Below are 16,359 nucleotides of genomic sequence, written 5' to 3' on the forward strand. Positions count from 1 at the left end.
CTTGCAACCAGCACGCTGCCGGTCGTGGCGGTGGGCGGCTCACATGCCGAACCGGCCGGCTACCCCGTTGGCGTGCCCTATGCGGCCACCGACAACTTCAAACTCGTCAAGCTCACGCGCGACCACTTGGTCGAAGCCGGCCTGCCACGGCTCGCGATGTACAGCCTGCCTGAAGTCCGGGGCAACAGCTGGTCGCAGGAACGCGAGAAGGCCCTGGCCCACCTGACGCCTGGGTGCCGTGTCTACCGCGGCGTGCAAATCAGCGCCATTGATGCCGGTGTCGTGGGATGACTCGGCCTACGAGCACATTCTCAATTCGCTCGAGAAATTTCTCTATTTGCTGATCAGTACTCCCCGACATAGTCGCACTCGCCAAATTCGGGCTAGATTCCAAACCAATACGCGACAGCGCTACAAACGCTGATTCAAGCAAAGGGAGGTGAGCAATGGAAAATTCAGAAGCAGAAACGAGGCAGTACCTTGATCACTTTTCTTCCGAAAGGGATCGGCTTGCGCCGCTGTTCGATCACATTAAATCGACCAGTGGGAAAAACTCGTTCGATCGCAAAAATACTCCCGGCCACATCACTGCAAGTGGCATCGTTCTACAGGGTGACTCACTCTTAATGATCGCACACCCGGTGCTTGGTAAATGGTTGCAGCCGGGCGGACATGTTGAAGCGGGGGAAACACCTATCGCCGCAGCAAAACGTGAGGTGCGAGAAGAAACAGGGCTGACATCGAGTATCCACTCGTGGCATCACACAAACCGTTTCCCTATCGACATTGATATTCACGAAATACCAGAAAACACCAAAAAATTGGAGCCGACTCATCTCCATTTCGACTTTCGATATTTATTGAGCACAATACCGCACGCCGCAATGAATGGCGAACATCACGCTTCTTGGATTGAGATACCGAACATTAGCGAGCCGAACTTAAAACGGCTCATCAAAAAAATAAAAACACTACGAATCACAATAAATTAATGTATTCACAGCAATTTTTCCAATCATTCTTGTACGGCTTGCAATAGCGCAGCGCGCAGCCACCTTCGAACAATGCTGCGCATGCCATGGTGATCGGCGCTATAGGGACGAGGCGTCGCCGCGCAGCCTATAGAGCTTGTGCAGGCGCAGCGCGTGGCCCACCGGCAGCGCTGGATGCGCGAACACGCCATCGGACGTCATACCCAGACGCTTCATGACCGCCTCCGAGCGCAGATTCGGCACCGCGGTGAACGAAACAATCTCGGAGAGCGCGAGGCGCTCGAAGCCCACGCGCAAGGCGCCGCGGGCGGCCTCCAAGGCGTAGCCCTGGCCCCAGTACCGTTGCGCCAGCCGCCAGCCGACTTCCACGCAAGGAGAAAACGGCAGATCCGGCCGCGGCACCGTGATGCCGACGCAGCCGATGAACGCGCCCCTGGCACGCTCCTCGACGGCCCAGAACCCCCAGCCCCTTTGAACGATGCCTTCTGCGCAGCGGTCGACCATCGCATCGCTCTCGGCGCGCGAGAGCGGCGCAGGGAAGAACTCCATCACGCGCGCATCGGCGTTCAGTCGAGAGAAGGGTTCGCGGTCGCTTTCGCGCCATTGCCGCACCCGGAGACGCTCCGTATCGAACTCGATGCACTCGGCCATGGCGCGATGGGCTCCTATTCCGAAGCCTGCCGCAAGGTCGCGACGACCGGCCGCCGCAGCACCTCGCGCAACCCCCACCAGCCCGCCGCCCAAGCCAGCACCGCGCCCGACAGCGCGCCGGCGATCGGCACGAGCGGCGAAGCGGTCCAGGTGAAGTCGAACACATAGCGCGCCAGCGCCCACCCGATCACCGAAGCGACGATGCTCGCGAGAAAGCCCGCCATCAGCCCCACGCCGGCCAACTCGGCGCGCTGGACCTGGCGCAGCAGGCTTCCCCGGGCGCCCACCGCACGCATCACTGCGAACTCGCGCGCACGTTCCTCGCGCGTGGCCGTGACCGAAGCGAACAGCACCACGAGCCCCGCCGCGAGCGTGAATCCGAAAAGAAACTCGACGGCGCGGATGACCTGGTCGAGCACCCGCTGTACCTGGTTGATGGTGGCGCTCATGTCGACATTGGTGACGTTCGGATAGGTTCTCACGAGCGCGTTGTCGAAGCCCTTCACGTCGGGCGCCCGGAACGCGCCCATGTAGGTGACCGGCACATCGGCCAGCGCAGCGACGGTGTACATGACGAAGAAATTCGCATGCATCGAGCCCCAGTCGACCTTGCGCAGCGAGGTGATTCGCGCCTCGTTCTGCATGCCGCCGATGTCGAAGCGCAGGGTGTCGCCGAGTTTCAGGCCGAGCGTGTCGGCGAGCCCTGCCTCGACGCTCACCTCGCCGGGCGCATCGGGCTTCCATGTGCCGGACGTGATGATGTTGTGCGGCGGCGCATCGGCGCTGTTGCTGAGGTTGAACTCGCGATCGACCAGCCGCTTCGCGCGATCGTCCGCGTAGTCGTCGGGCGACACGGGCTTGTCGTTGATCGCGACCAGCCGGCCGCGGATCATCGGGTACCAATCGAACTTCTTGACGCCGTTGTCGCGCAGGGTCTTCTGGAATTCCGCACTCTGATCGGGCATCACGTTGATGACGAAACGATTCGGCGCGTCGGGCGGCGTCGCCTTGCGCCAGCTCGACACGAGGTCGGTGCGCAGCAGGACCAGCAGGATCAGCGCCAACAGACCGACGGCCAACGCGCTGACCTGCACCACAGCATACGCAGGCCGCGCGGAAATCTGCCGCGTGGCCAGCACCAGCCATCGCGGCGCCGTGGTCTCGTTGACGCTGCGGCGTAGAAGGAGCACGGCGACCCAGCTCAGCAGCGCGAACACCGCCACTGCCCCCGCGAATCCGCCGACCGCGATCAGGCCCAGCTTCAGGTCGCTGCTCGCGGCCACCAGCAACGCGGCGAAACCCACGACGCCCAGGCCAAGTACCGCGATCGATGCGGGCTTGAGGCTGCCAACATCGCGGCGAATCACGCGCAGGGGCGGCACGCGGGCCAGTTGCAGCACCGGCGGCAGCCCGAACGTGAACAACAGCGTGAGCCCCACACCCAGGCCGAATGCGACGGGCCAGATCGTCGGCGCGGGCAGCGCACTCTCGACCAGCCCGGCCAGCAGCAGCACGAACGCGTAGTGCACGCCGAATCCGATCGCGACGCCGAGGCCGCTGGCGATCACCCCGATGACGGCAAACTCGAAAGCGTAGGCGCCCGCGATGGTGCGCTGGCTCTGGCCGAGCACCCGCAGCATGGCGCAATCGTCAAGGTGCCTGGCCGCGAATCCGCGCGCCGCCAGCGCAACCGCCACCGCCGACAGCAGCGCGGCGAGCAGCGCGACGAGGTTCAGGAATTTCTCCGCGCGATCGAGCGTCTGGCGCATCTCGGGGCGGCCGCTTTCGAAGGATTCGAGGCGCACGCCGCGCAGTTCGCCCTTCTTGATCGCTTCGTCGGCCCAGTCGCTGAACTGCTTGACCGCGCCTGCCCCGCCCGCGACCGCAAACCGGTAGCTCACGCGGCTCGCCGGCTGCACGAGGCCCGTGCGCGCCACATCGGCCTGATTCAGCATGACGCGCGGCGCAAAGCTCATGAAGCCGGCGCCGCGATCGGGTTCGAGCGTGATCACGCGCGCGATGCGAAGTCCCGTGTCGCCGAGAAGCAGCGTGTCGCCGACCTTGAGGCCGAGCGAGTCAAGCAACGAAGCATCGACCCAGGCATCCCCCGGCGCTGGAACGTCGCGGGTCGTCTGGCCGGGCCCGGCCGGGTCCTGGCTGACCTGCAGGCTGCCGCGCAACGGATAGCCCGCAGTCACCGCCTTGAGCGCTACCAGTTTGCTCGTGCCGCCCTGCGCATCGCTCGCGCGTGCCATGGTCGGGAATCCGTAGGTGATCGCGCCCTGCAAGCCGAGCGCACGGGCGCGTTCAATGAAGACGGGCGGCGTCGGGTTGTCGCTTGCCAGCACGGCGTCGCCGCCCAGCAGTTGGCGCGCGTCGCGTTGCAGGCCGCCCTTGAGCCGGTCGGCGAAGAAGCCGACGGCAGTGAGCGCCGCCACCGCAAGCAGCACGGCGACGATGAGAAGGCGAAGCTCACCCGCGCGGAGATCGCGCCAGAGCGTTCGCCAACCGAGACGGAGGGAGGCATTCATGGGGCATCACGATAGCCCACAGGCCAACCCCCACCAAACCGAAGGATGATTTCGACTCAACCCAGGAGGCCGAGAACCTTGGTGAAGAGCGCGCTCGCGGGCGACGCGAACGGACGCAGCAGGCTGAAATGATCCGCGTGCGCTTCGATGTGCAGGCTGCTGCGGTTGCCTGCCTCGATCCACGTCTCGTGCATGCGCTGGCTTTGGTCGACGAAGGCGGGGGTCTCCGCGCCGCCGACCACCATCAGCGCCGGCGGTGCGCCGCCGTGCACGCGATGGAGAGGCGAACAGGCTGCGGCGGCGGATTCGTCCAATCGCAGCTTGTCATTGAGTGACGTCGTGACCAGGGGAGCGAGGTCGAAGATGCCGCTCATGGCGACGATGCCGGCAATCTCGGGCTCTGGCGAGGACGAAGGCCAGCGCGTCAACCCCATCTCGACCGCGAGATGGCCGCCCGCGGAATGGCCCGACGCCACCAGCGCAGGCGAAGCGCCGCCACTGGCAGCATGCGCGTGGATCGCCGGGACCGAGAGGCGCGCGGCTTCAACAAGTTCGGCCAGCGACACGGTGGGGCATAACGGATAGTTCACGAGCGCCACGTTCAGGCCGGCCGCACTGTACGCGGGCGCAATGAAGCGAAAGATCGACTTGTCCCGCGTCTGCCAGTAGCCGGCATGAAAGTACAGCAGCGTTCCGCGCGGATGGCCGCGGGCGACAAAGAAATCGAAGGTCTGCCGCTCGAGCGGCCCATAACGCACGTCGAGTACGCAGTCTTCGCTGGTCACGGCAGCGTGACTCTCCGCTTCGTAGGCGGCGAGCAGCGCCGGAAAGGTCTCGCGCATCTGCCCCTGAACGTATTGAAATTGAGGGTCGCTCATGTCGTCGATCGATCTTTCAGGCTGCGGCCGGCGCCCGCGCGCCAGCCAGCTCCGGTTGAAGCACCAGCCGTTGCGCGCCCGCATAGCAGACGAAGCGCCGGTGGGTCGCACGCCCGATGGCGCACAGGCCCACGCGCGTCGCGACCTCGTGGCCCATCTGCGTCATGCCGCTGCGCGAAATCACGATGGCCACGCCCATCTGGGCGGACTTGATCACCATCTCGCTGGTGAGGCGTCCGGTCGTGTAGAACACCCGCGCGTCGCTGAGCGCGTGCGGCGGCTGCATGGCGATCCAGCCGGCAATGGTGTCGATGGCGTTGTGGCGGCCCACGTCCTCGATGAAGCAGCGCATGCGCACGTCTTCGGCACCGTCGCCCAGCGTGAAGAGCGCGCATCCGTGGACCGAGCCGGCCGACTTGTAGGTGCTCTCCTGGAGCCGGATCGCGTTGACCAGCGCATAGAGTTGGGCCTGCGTCATGCGGGTGTCGGGCAGGCGGAGCTTGTCGATGCCGGCCATCAGCTCGCCGAACACGCTGCCCTGGCCGCAACCGGTGGTGACGACCTTCTTGGCGGTGCGCTCCTCGATGCGATCGATGCCGGTGTGCGTCCTGACGGCAGCGCCGCCGACCTCCCAGTCGACAGTGATCGATTCGACATCCCGGGCCGATTCGATCAAGCGCTGGTTGAGCAGGTAGCCGAGCACCAGCAATTCGGGCTGGGCGCCGAGCGTCATCAGCGTAACGAGTTCGCGGCGATCCACGTAGACCGTCAGGTCGCGCTCCGCCGGGATGGAGACCATGCCCGTGTCGCCATGCTCATCGACGATCTCGACCTCGCGCGTGAGCGGCGCCCGGGCCTGCGTCAGGCGCGGCAGCTTCACTTGTTGGGCGCGGGATTGATGTCGGCCGAAGGCTGGGTCGTGCTGGGCGGCGAAGCGGCCGTGGAAGCCGGCGAATGTGCGCCCGAAGCCTCGATCGGCTTGGCCTCTTCCGGCGGCGCGAAGGCAAAGGAGCCTGGATCGGCACAGGGTGGCGTCGGCGTCGCGGTGGGCACGGGCTTGCCTGCTGCCACGAGGTCATCGCGGACGCGGGCGGCCACGCGCTCTTGCGCGCGGCAGAGCAGGAAGCCGTCGACCTTGGCGCTCCAGGCGGTCTTGGCGGCAGCTTCGGCCGCCTTGGCCTTGGCTTCCGGCGTGGTTGCCGGGGCGGGCAGCTTGGCAAAGGCCCCCGGCGCGAACGCCAGGCCCATAACCACGCTGCAGAGAATCAACGAAGACTTCTTCATGAGGGACTTCCTTCAACCCGCGCGCCGTGCCCCGGCGCCTGGGCGCGTGCCTCGGCACTGCGCTGCGCCGGAATCTTGCCCGCGACGATGTCGTTGTACCAGAGGGCGTGATGCTCCTTGGCCCAGGTTTCATCGACATAGCCGTCGCGCATGGCCGGGTAGGCGCCCTTCATGCCGAGGGTTCCGATATAGATGTGGCCCATGATGAGCGCGATCATGAGGAGCGTGGCGACCGCATGGATCATGTGCGCGATCTGCATCTGGCCGCGCGTGTAGACGAAGCCGGGCAGCAGCTTGTCCAGGAAGAGGCCGGACCCGATGACGAAGGCCCCCAGGAACAACACCCCGCCCCAGAACACCGCCTTTTCTCCCGCATTGAAGCGATGCGACGGCGGCTCCGAGCCGCCGAAAAGCCCGCCGCCGCGCTTGAGCCACGCAATGTCGTCCTTGCCGGGCCAGTTGCTGCGAATGAACGTGAACACCATGAAGATCGTCGTCACCACGAACAGCGGCCCCACGAAGTTGTGCACGGTCTTGAGCACGTAGGTCAGCCAGCCGAACAGCGCGCCGCCGATGACCGGCAGCAGGAAGAACTTGCCGAAGGCCATCACGAGGCCCGAGATGGCCAAGATGACGAAGGCGATGGCATTTGACCAGTGCGTGGCGCGTTCGAAAGGCGTGAAGCGTTCGATCTTGCGGCCGGTTTCCTTGCCGTGCAGGCCGATGGTCCCGCGCGTGAAGTAGAAGATCGCCAGCGCGAGCAGCATCACGAACAGCAGCGCGGCCCCGTACGGGATGATCAAGGTGTTGCGCGCCTGCCGCCAGGCTTCGCCCGCGTTGGTGTAGTACGAGCCCGGGTACTTCACGAAACGCTGGATCAGGTTGCCGGCCTCGGGCGCCTCGCTCCGCGGCAGGCTGGTGGTGCCGGTCACGCCGCTGCTCACCTGCCGCCACATCGGCGCGTTGTTGCCCGGCTGCACCCGCTGGCGCTCGCCATTGGTCTGGTTGAGGTAGTCAGGATCGGCGCTCGCGTCGGGCTTGACCTCGAAGATGTTCTGGCCGCGGATGCCGCCGGCGGACTCGGCGGGTGCAGGTGCAGCAGCCGGAGCGCTGGGAGCGGCGGGCGGCGCCTCCGCGGCGGCAGGTGCCGGCGTCTGCGCAACCGCCAGGCCGCAAGCCAGCGACGCGGCCAGGACCAGGGCGTTAAGCACTTGTCTCATGCAACCTCCTCCGGTTCACCTGATCCGGTTGTATTCGTTCTGGCCGTATTGCATGCGCGTCTTGAGGCGCTCTTCCCACGAGGCCCTGTCGCCCGGCGTCCAACCGCTGGCGGTGAAGGCTGTGCCGGTATTCGGCTGCACGCCGGTGCCGGTCCACGGCGGCGCATCAACCCTGACACCGTGAGCATTGGTTTGCGGCTTCTCACCGCAGGCAGCAAGGAACACGGCCGCCGAGACCAGCGCGACGGTCGCCAGTGCGCGCTTCACTTCGTGCCTCCGTGGGTCGGCGTACCGGCCTGCCGAGATCCGTACGCAGTGCCCCAGCCCCAGACTTCGGCACCCTTGCCGCGCTGGACCACGCGTGTGCGAAAGATGTCGGCGACGACATCGCCGTCGCCCGCGAGCAGTGCCTTGGTCGAACACATTTCCGCACAGGCCGGCAGCTTGCCTTCGGCGAGGCGGTTGCGCCCGTATTTCTCGAATTCGGCCTGCGAGCCGTTGGCCTCGGGGCCGCCGGCGCAGAAGGTGCACTTGTCCATCTTGCCGCGCACGCCGAAGGTGCCTTGCTCCGGAAACTGCGGCGCGCCGAAAGGGCAGGCATAGGAGCAATAGCCGCAGCCGATGCACACGTCCTTGTCGTGAAGCACAACGCCCTCTTCGGTGCGATAGAAGCATTGCACCGGGCACACCGCCATGCAAGGCGCGTCGGAGCAATGCATGCAGGCCACCGAGATCGACCGCTCGCCCGGCACGCCGTCATTGAGCGTGACCACGCGGCGCCGGTTCACGCCCCACGGCACCTCGTTCTCGTTCTTGCAGGCCGTGACACAGCCGTTGCATTCGATGCAGCGCTCGGAGTCGCAGATGAATTTCATTCTTGCCATGACGACTCCTCTAGGCCTTTTCAACGTTGCAGACGGTGGTCTTGGTCTCTTGCATCATCGTGACGCTGTCGTAGCCGTAGGTCGTGCCAGTGTTGATCGCCTCCCCGCGCACGATCGGGTGCGCGCCAGCCGGGTAGTGCGCAAGCAGGTCGACGCCCTGCCAGTGACCGGAGAAGTGGAAGGGCATGAACACCGTGTCGGGCCCGACCCGCTCGGTCACCAGTGCCTGCACATTGAGCCGCGCACCGGTGGGTGTGTGGACCCAGGCGCGCTCGCCGTCGCGAATGCCCTTCTCGGCCGCCACCTTCGGATTGATCTCGATGAACATGTGCTGCTGCAACTCGGCGAGCCAGGGGTTGGAGCGGGTTTCCTCGCCGCCGCCCTCGTATTCGACCAGCCGCCCTGAAGTCATCACGTAGGGGAACTTCTCGGCGATCTTGTCGGCGATGTTGCGCTGCTGCACGCTCTTGAAGAGCGTGGGCAGACGCCAGAACGCCATCTTGTCGTCGTGCGTGGGGTACTTGGCCGCGAGGTCGGGGCGTGTGCCGTAGAGCGGTTCGCGATGCTGCGGAATCGCATCGGGGAAGTTCCACACCAAGGCGCGCGCCTTCGCGTTGCCGAAGGGATGGCAGCCGTGGTTCTGCATGAACACGCGGATCATGCCGCCCGAGCTGTCGGTCTTCCAGTTCTTTCCATCGGCCTTGGCCTTCTCGGCGTCGGTCAGCTCATCCCACCACCCGAGCCTTTTCAGCAGAAGGTGGTCGAGTTCGGGGTAACCGGTCGTGATCGCGGCGCCCAGCGAATGCGAGCCGTCCTCGGCGAGTAGGTTCTGGCCATTGCGTTCCACGCCGAAGTTCGCGCGGAAGTTGCCGCCGCCGTCCATCACGTGCTTGGAGGTGTCGTAAAGGTTCGGCGAACCCGGATGCTTGAGTTCGGGCGTTCCATAGCAGGGCCACGGCAGGCCGAAGTAGTCGCCCGCGATGTCGTAGCCGTTGATCTTGTCCTTGACCGAGCCCTTGGCCTTGAGCGTACGCACGTCGAACGCCGCCATGTTGCGCATGTGCGCCTGCAGTCGCTCGGGGCTCTGCCCGGTGTAGCCCACCGCCCAGCAGCACTTGTTGATCTCGCGAAGGATGTCGTCCGGCACGGGTTCATCCATGCCCTTGACCTTCTGCATCTTGTAGTTCTTGCTGAGTTCCTTGCCGAAGCCGAGGCGGTCGGCGAACTGCTGCATGATCATGTGGTCGCTGCGGCTTTCCCACAGCGGATCGATCACCTTCTCGCGCCACTGGAGCGAGCGGTTGGACGCCGTCACGGACCCGCTGGTCTCGAATTGCGTGCAAGCCGGCAGCAGGTAGACCGCGCGATGGGGGTTCAGGTCTTCCGGGCGGCCGGGCATGGCGGCCATGGCCGCGGTCGCAGAAGGATAGGGATCGACCACCACCAGCAGATCGAGCTTGTCCATCGCCCGTTTCATCTCGAGGCCGCGCGTCTGCGAGTTCGGCGCGTGGCCCCAATAGAACACGCCGCGCAGGTTCGAATCCTGGTCGATCAGCTCGTTCTTCTCGAGCACGCCGTCGATCCATCGCGAGACGGTGATGCCGGGCTTGGTCATCATCGCCGGCGAGGCGTAGCGGCTCTTGATCCATTCGTAGTCCACGCCCCAGGTCGCCGCGAAATGCTTCCACGAGCCTTCGAGCAAGCCGTAGTAGCCGGGCAGCGAATCGGGGTTCGGCCCCACGTCGGTGGCGCCCTGCACGTTGTCGTGGCCACGGAAGATGTTGGTGCCGCCGCCTGAAACGCCGACGTTGCCGAGCGCCAGTTGCACGATGCACGAGGCGCGAACGATCGCATTGCCGATGGAGTGCTGCGTCTGCCCCATGCACCAGACGATGGTGCCGGGGCGGTTCTCGTTGAGCCAGGTCGCCACCTTGAGAACCTGCGCCTCTTTCACACCGCAGGCTTCCTCGACCTTGTCGGGGGTCCATTTGGCCATGACATCGGCGCGCACTTCGTCCATGCCGAAGACGCGGTCGTGGATGAACTTCTTGTCTTCCCAGCCGTTCTTGAAGATGTGGTGCAGCACCCCGAAGAGGAAGGGGATGTCGGACCCCGAGCGGATGCGCACGTACTCGTCGGCCTTGGCAGCCGTGCGCGTGAAGCGTGGGTCGACCACGATCATCTTGCAGCCGTTCTCCTTGGCATGGAGCATGTGCAGCATGCTCACGGGATGCGCCTCGGCCGCGTTCGAGCCGATGTAGAGCGCCACCTTGGCACTGCGCATGTCGTTGTACGAATTGGTCATGGCGCCGTAGCCCCATGTGTTCGCGACGCCGGCGACGGTGGTCGAATGGCAGATGCGCGCCTGGTGGTCGCAGTTGTTGCTGCCGAAGAAGCTCACGAACTTGCGCATCAAGTACGACTGCTCGTTGCTGTGCTTGCTGGAGCCGATCCAGTAGATCGAATCGGGACCACTCGCCTTGGAGAGCTCCTTGAGCTTGGCGGTGATCTCGTCGAGCGCGGTGTCCCAGCTGATGCGCTCGTACTGGCCGTTCACGAGCTTCATCGGGTAGCGCAGCCGGTATTCGCCATGGCCGTGTTCGCGCAGGGCGGCGCCCTTGGCGCAATGCGCGCCGAGATTGATCGGCGAATCGAACACCGGCTCCTGGCGCACCCAGACGCCGTTCTCGACCACGGCATCCGACGCGCAGCCGACCGAGCAGTGCGAGCACACGGTGCGCTTGACTTCGACCTTGCCGGCACCGATGGCGACCGGCCGCCCATCGGCCGCGCGTGCCTTGCGGATCAGCGTGAGTTGGCCTGCCGCGAGGCCGACCCCGACGCCGAGGCCGGAACGCCGCAGGAAGGCGCGCCGGTCCATCGTCGGCAACGCGCTGGAAAGGCCGCGGCGCAGGCTGTGCACGAATGACGAGGAGGACGGAGAGGCGCCATCTCGCGCGGCGCCGGACGCTTTCTTGGTCAATAGCATGGGTTCGGCTCCCGTTCTCAGGTCGACGCGGTCTTGTAGTAGCGTTTGACGTGCTCGCTCAGCGAGTAGCCGCCGCCCTTCTCGGGCGGGGGCGGCAGTGCGGAGGCTTCGGAGGTGGCGGGCGACTCGACGACTTTGGGCAGCACCGTAACGGCTGCGGCGGCGGCGCCGACCGTGGCGGCGCCGACAAAGAACCTCCGACGAGAGGCCGGCCGAGGGCCGGATGTTTGGCTGTCCTGCATGACGATCTCCAGGATTGGCTGAACTGATGTTCCAGGTCAGATATGAAACCAGTTACATATGTTTGGATAGTAGTCCAGACCCTAATACGCGCCTGTCGGAAATCACCCCGATTTCAGTCGAGCATGTCGAAGCCCTGCGTTTCGACCTCGGCGAAAGCCCGCGTCAGCGCTGCCAGCGTGGCGTAAAAGCGCGCCTTCGGGTGCCGGGACACGGCATCGCACATGGCCGGCAGCCACGGCTGCACGTGGGTCGAGAAAAAGGCCTGCTGCCGGCTGAGGTTCGCCACCGCGATGTCGTCCCCGGCGATCAGGTAGCGCATCACCTCGAACAGGCAGGCGATGTGATCCTCGGTTTCCGGGATGGCCTCTTCGCGCGCCAGGCCGAGGCGGTCGAGATCGCTGCGGAGTTTCGCCAGCGGCTTGTCGTTGAGGAAGCCGCTCAGGTAGTGCGAGCCGAACAGGTACACCTCCGGCTTGCCGATGCCGCCGAAGAGCGCGTCGTATTCGCGATGCGCCGCCGCTGCGTCGATCCCGCGCGCCGCGCCGACGAGCTGCCGCCACGGCTCTTCCAGAAAGGCGCCGGCGGCCGGCGCTTCGGTGGGCGCGACCTGGAAGGCTTCGAGCAACTCGGCGTCGGGCGCGGCGTACCAGAGGCGCGCCAGCAATCCATAGAGTTCCGCGCGGGCGACTTCTTCGTCGAGAGCCGAGGAAACGGGAACGGGAACGGAAATACGGTCGCTCATTGGCGTGTGATCTTCATTTCGTTCTGCGCGCTGTAGAGGTCGATGACCCGGCAGTCGCTGCACATCTTGAGGCGCTCCAGCGCCTCGCCCTGGAACATCGCGTGGCCGGCCAGCTTGCCGAGCATGGCTTCGATGGCCTTCTCGGTCCCGAACGGCTTCCCGCAGCGGATGCAGGCCCACGGCCTGGCTTCATTGAGCACGACCGCCTGCTTGCGCTCGGCAGAGGCAAGGAGTCGCGGCACGAGCGCGATCGCGTCTTCGGGACAGGTGGTTTCGCACAGCCCGCACTGCACGCAGTTCTTTTCGATGAACCGCAGTTGCGGCGTGTTCTGATTGTCCTGCAGGGCGCTCGCGGGACAGGCGCTGACGCAGGCGAGGCACAGGGTGCACTTGTCCTTGTTGACCGTGACGGCGCCGAAGGGAGATCCCTGTGGCAGCGGGATGGCGAGCGGCGCGTCGGCCGGCGTCTTGAGCGCCGGCGAAGCCTCCAACAGCTGGTCGAGCGCGAGTTCGAACGTGCTGCGTTTTTCGTTGCCGACCGCGAACCGGGCCGCCTTGGGAGGAATCTGCTGACGCGTATCGCGCAGTGCAGCGAGCGCTCCGTCAAGCGTGGCCGGCGATGCCGCCTCGATCACCCGGAAGTGCGTTCCCGCATAGCCCAGCCCGTTCAGCAACGATTGGGCAATCGCCGCCTGCGCCTTCAATGCGGCGAGATACTGCGGCGCTTCCTCGCCCGTGACCAGCACGCAGACCTGCGACGCGCCGAATGCCACGGCGCTCAGCCACAGGTCGATGCCCGTGCTCGCCGCATGGAAGAGAGCGACCGGGATCACGTTCCCCGGCACGCCCTGCGCCTTCCCGAGTTGTGCGTGGCGCCCCAGTTGCGCGACCAGCGCCTGGCCGCCCTCTTCGCTGTGCAGCAGGAGCACCGCATCGCGCCCGCCCGCACCCGCATAGGTGGACAGCAGCGTCCGCAGCTTGAGCCCCTGGTCGGGCGCGCGCGGGTAGGTGTAGCCCAGCGCACCGGTCGGGCACACCGTGGTGCACGCGCCGCAGCCGACGCAGAGGTTGGGGTTGACGACGATGCGCTGGCGTTCCTTGTCGCTGCTCACGGCATGCGCCGAGCACACGTCGATGCAGGCGCTGCAGCCCACGACCTCGTTGCGGCTGTGGGCGCAGAGCTTCTGCTTGTAGTCGAAGAACTTCGGCTTTTCGAATTCACCGACCATGTCGCGCAGGCGCAGCAAGGTCTGCACGCCCAGCGGATGCGCCACGCCGCCCGGCAGATGGAAATAGCCCTGCGGCGGCGCGTGCCAATCGATCCGCGGCGTAGCACCGAGATCCAGCACCAGGTCGAAAGCGCCGTCGAGTGACTCCGGCGCCCGGTCGAATCGGATCGCCCCGGCCACGGTGCAAGCGCGCTCGCAATCACGGTGCGAGGTGCATTTCGCGGCATCGATCTGGTAGTCGAAGCCGATGGCCTGCTCCGGGCAGACGGCCACGCAGGCATTGCAGCGCGTGCACAGGTCGAGGTCGATCGCGTTGTCGCGCGTCCAGTGCAGCCTGAATGCGCCGAGCCATCCGTCGAGCGCGTCGATCCGGCCCGCGATCACCGGCCAGCGCCGTTCCTGCGCGCCGCCCGAAGCGCCCGGACCTTGCGAGAAGATCGTGACGTCGAGGGTGTCGGCGACCAGTGCCGCAGCCTTCTCCGCCTCGTCCAGCGGGCCGACAATCAGCAACCGGCCCTGGCTCGCATAGCTGACGGTCGCGACCGGGTCGGGTTCGGGCAGGCGGGCGGCAGCCAGCAGCGCGGCGATCTTGGGGCTCGCGCCTTTCGCGTCGCGGCTCCAGCCGCCCGTTTCGCGGATGTTGACGAAGCGGATCGTCGAAGTCGCTTCCGGCGTCTGTTGCGCGAGTTCGCCGAAGAGCCGCTTTTCCTGCGTGCAGGCAACCACCACGTCGTCGCCGGACTGGATGGCCCGCTGGAACGAAGAGGCTTCGCGGCGGCAGAGCACCGAGTGGAGGGGCAGTGTTTCAGCCAGTGCCGTCCCGAGCGTCTTCGGGTCGAGGGGCATCGTCTGGTTGCAGTCGCAGATCAGCGTGGTGGTCATCGGTCTCTTGGCTTGCGGGTTGCACATGAGCAACCGGCTGGCTGGGAAGGTCTCCTGAATCGCCCGACTGTGCCACGTCGGGCAATCCACCATCCCCCGGAGTCTCTTCCGGCGTTTCGTCGAAGAGTTTCAGGAACTTGGCGCTCGCCATCTGGCGCAACACGCTCTCGGGCAGGGGCGTCGGCTTCGAATAGTCGTCGACATAGGTGTCCAGGCCATCCATGGCATTGAAATGCGGATCGGCGAAAAGCTTCTTGAAGGCCGCGTTCTTGACTTCCGGCGCCACGTCCTTTGCAACGAAAGGCCTGAAGTCCGAATCGATGGTCAGCGCCTGAGCGTCGGCCAAGGTGAGTGGCGCCGGCGCATCGGGCGCTTCGTTGATCGGATCGGGGCTGGCCTGCACCACTGACGTTGCCGGCGCTTGAGACGGCTCGACAGAGGCGGACAGCGGAGCTTCCGGCTTCGGCTCCTCAGGCAGTTCGCCCGTCCGGGCCTGCTGCTTGCGGCGCGACCACCGATCGAAGAAGCCTTCAGACATCACCCGCTCCCCTGCCACGCCGCTTCTCGGTCGACACGCTCGCGGCGTTGCCGAAGCGATCCACGAGCGGGCGGAAACTCTCGGGCCGCTTCCGTTGCTTGGGCTCGACCACGTAGTGTTCCTCGATGAAGGCGCGCAGCCAGTCGACCACTTCGACCGGCGCCGGCACCTGTTCGACGGTTTCCTGTGCGTCGAGCCAGCGGCCAGCCTCGTAGTAGCTCAGAGTCACGACGACCGGCCTCGGGATCGGTTCCGGCGCCAGGGTCGCCACCTCGTCCATGCGCCACAAGACGAACCAGCACGGCGCCGGGGACGAGGCGTTGAGGTGATAGCCCTCCGCTTCGTCGCGGAACAGCTCGACCTTGAAGCCGGGGTGAAGCCAGCGCTGCCCCTCCGCACCCTCGTCCAGCAGCCGCGGCTCACGGCCGAAGCCCGGCTCGTCGGGCACCACGGCTTCGAGCGCCCAGCGCCACGGCTGCCAATGGCTTGACGGGCCATGCAGCCTTTCGCGTCGCATGATGACCGCGACGTCCAGCGGCGCGCGCTCGACGGTTGCGGGTGGTTCCTCAGAGATCGCCATGTGCCGGACGATAGCCGATGCGCCGCGAGTGACAGCCAACGGGGGATTGGCCGTCCGTCCGGTTTCAACCGCTTGTTGTAGTACTTTTGTGACAAACGTCGCCAAACAATGCTAAACCATAGTTCTCATTTTTCAGCGAAGGGCCGTTTGTACGCTCCAATGAAGCCATCAAGACAAAGGTCCCCGCCATGAGCTACTACAACGATTGCAACTACGCCCACGACGCCCTGGAGGTCAAGGTGTCGGATCTGCTCATCGCAACGCCGGACCTTTGCGACCCGCTGGTCGACCCGGGCATCCATCAGGTTCTGAAGCTGCTGCGCGAACAGCACGGGATGGAAGCCGCCTACGCCTGCGAGGTCATCGACGGCCGGCGCGTGTCGCACCGTTCGCAACCCACGCATCGCGCCCAATTCATCGACGAACAGGCCGAACCGCTGGAGCTGGCCTTCTGCAAGCAGGTGCTCCGCGCCCGTGTGCCCGCCGGCTGCTACCTCAGCGCGCCCGTCGTGCTCGCCAACGGCAGCACGTACGGCAGTCTCTATTCGTTCAGCTTCAGTCCCGATCCGGCCGTCGAAGCCCGCGATCTCAAGAAGCTGGAAATGGCCTCGCAGCTGGCCGCCCGCCTGATCAATGAACGCCGTCCAAGCCCTGCCACGCCAGTGCCGCAGCGCCAGGCCGCTTCCCTGGCGGCCTGAGCGCGCCGCCGCCGGATT

General features: G+C 65.7%; 16 protein-coding genes and 1 pseudogene. 3 read left to right on the forward strand and 14 right to left on the reverse strand.

Annotation, left to right across the window (positions count from 1 at the left end; genetic code table 11):
- Window positions 1-6: 6 nt before the first annotated feature.
- A pseudogene (locus AC1DN9_RS06015) lies at window positions 7-291 on the forward strand (xylose operon transcription regulator XylR); the annotation flags it as partial.
- Between the two features lie 155 nt (window positions 292-446).
- Window positions 447-992, forward strand: coding sequence for an NUDIX hydrolase (locus AC1DN9_RS06020; protein WP_478098218.1), 546 nt, complete (start codon window positions 447-449; stop codon window positions 990-992).
- A 99-nt stretch (window positions 993-1,091) separates the two neighbouring features.
- Here the strand turns inward: AC1DN9_RS06020 and AC1DN9_RS06025 are convergent, their stop codons facing one another.
- The 14 genes from AC1DN9_RS06025 to AC1DN9_RS06090 all read right to left on the reverse strand — a co-directional run bounded on the left by AC1DN9_RS06025 (window position 1,092) and on the right by AC1DN9_RS06090 (window position 15,643).
- On the reverse strand, window positions 1,092-1,643 hold the full coding sequence (locus tag AC1DN9_RS06025; protein WP_478098220.1) for a GNAT family N-acetyltransferase: 552 nt from the start codon (window positions 1,641-1,643) through the stop codon (window positions 1,092-1,094).
- A 14-nt stretch (window positions 1,644-1,657) separates the two neighbouring features.
- The gene (locus AC1DN9_RS06030) at window positions 1,658-4,174 is read right to left on the reverse strand and encodes an ABC transporter permease (RefSeq protein WP_478098222.1); all 2,517 of its coding nucleotides are present in this window, start codon (window positions 4,172-4,174) and stop codon (window positions 1,658-1,660) included.
- Between the two features lie 56 nt (window positions 4,175-4,230).
- Complete coding sequence (locus AC1DN9_RS06035) at window positions 4,231-5,052, reverse strand: alpha/beta hydrolase (RefSeq protein WP_478098224.1); 822 nt, start codon at window positions 5,050-5,052, stop codon at window positions 4,231-4,233.
- Window positions 5,053-5,068: 16 nt separating this feature from the next.
- Complete coding sequence (locus tag AC1DN9_RS06040) at window positions 5,069-5,932, reverse strand: formate dehydrogenase accessory sulfurtransferase FdhD (protein WP_478098226.1); 864 nt, start codon at window positions 5,930-5,932, stop codon at window positions 5,069-5,071.
- Complete coding sequence (locus tag AC1DN9_RS06045) at window positions 5,929-6,336, reverse strand: hypothetical protein (RefSeq protein WP_478098227.1); 408 nt, start codon at window positions 6,334-6,336, stop codon at window positions 5,929-5,931. The genes AC1DN9_RS06040 and AC1DN9_RS06045 overlap by 4 nt, the downstream gene beginning before the upstream one ends.
- Window positions 6,333-7,556: a formate dehydrogenase subunit gamma gene (locus tag AC1DN9_RS06050; protein WP_478098229.1), complete on the reverse strand. Its 1,224-nt coding sequence runs from the start codon at window positions 7,554-7,556 to the stop codon at window positions 6,333-6,335. The genes AC1DN9_RS06045 and AC1DN9_RS06050 overlap by 4 nt, the downstream gene beginning before the upstream one ends.
- A 15-nt stretch (window positions 7,557-7,571) precedes the next feature.
- Window positions 7,572-7,823 carry an LptM family lipoprotein gene (locus AC1DN9_RS06055; RefSeq protein WP_478098231.1) on the reverse strand — a complete coding sequence of 84 codons (252 nt, stop codon included), beginning with the start codon at window positions 7,821-7,823 and terminating at the stop codon, window positions 7,572-7,574.
- A complete protein-coding gene (gene fdh3B / locus AC1DN9_RS06060; RefSeq protein ID WP_478098232.1) occupies window positions 7,820-8,440 on the reverse strand; it encodes a formate dehydrogenase FDH3 subunit beta in 621 nt (206 codons plus the stop codon). Before fdh3B ends, AC1DN9_RS06055 begins: the two co-directional genes overlap by 4 nt.
- A 10-nt stretch (window positions 8,441-8,450) precedes the next feature.
- A complete protein-coding gene (locus tag AC1DN9_RS06065; RefSeq protein WP_478098234.1) occupies window positions 8,451-11,429 on the reverse strand; it encodes a formate dehydrogenase subunit alpha in 2,979 nt (992 codons plus the stop codon).
- A 17-nt stretch (window positions 11,430-11,446) separates the two neighbouring features.
- Complete coding sequence (locus tag AC1DN9_RS06070; protein WP_478098236.1) at window positions 11,447-11,671, reverse strand: twin-arginine translocation signal domain-containing protein; 225 nt, start codon at window positions 11,669-11,671, stop codon at window positions 11,447-11,449.
- Between the two features lie 113 nt (window positions 11,672-11,784).
- Window positions 11,785-12,414, reverse strand: coding sequence for a TorD/DmsD family molecular chaperone (locus AC1DN9_RS06075; RefSeq protein ID WP_478098237.1), 630 nt, complete (start codon window positions 12,412-12,414; stop codon window positions 11,785-11,787).
- Window positions 12,411-14,525, reverse strand: coding sequence for a 4Fe-4S binding protein (locus tag AC1DN9_RS06080; protein WP_478098239.1), 2,115 nt, complete (start codon window positions 14,523-14,525; stop codon window positions 12,411-12,413). The genes AC1DN9_RS06075 and AC1DN9_RS06080 overlap by 4 nt, the downstream gene beginning before the upstream one ends.
- Entirely contained in the window at window positions 14,449-15,063 is a 615-nt protein-coding gene (locus AC1DN9_RS06085; RefSeq protein WP_478098241.1) for a DUF3306 domain-containing protein, read from the reverse strand. Before AC1DN9_RS06085 ends, AC1DN9_RS06080 begins: the two co-directional genes overlap by 77 nt.
- Entirely contained in the window at window positions 15,056-15,643 is a 588-nt protein-coding gene (locus AC1DN9_RS06090) for a DUF3305 domain-containing protein (RefSeq protein ID WP_478098243.1), read from the reverse strand. The genes AC1DN9_RS06085 and AC1DN9_RS06090 overlap by 8 nt, the downstream gene beginning before the upstream one ends.
- A gap of 188 nt (window positions 15,644-15,831) precedes the next feature.
- On the opposite strand from AC1DN9_RS06090, the gene AC1DN9_RS06095 reads away from it, so the two are divergent.
- A complete protein-coding gene (locus AC1DN9_RS06095) occupies window positions 15,832-16,341 on the forward strand; it encodes a hypothetical protein (protein WP_478098245.1) in 510 nt (169 codons plus the stop codon).
- Window positions 16,342-16,359 lie beyond the last annotated feature (18 nt).

It is taken from the genome of Variovorax sp. 05L425, assembly GCF_056397705.1.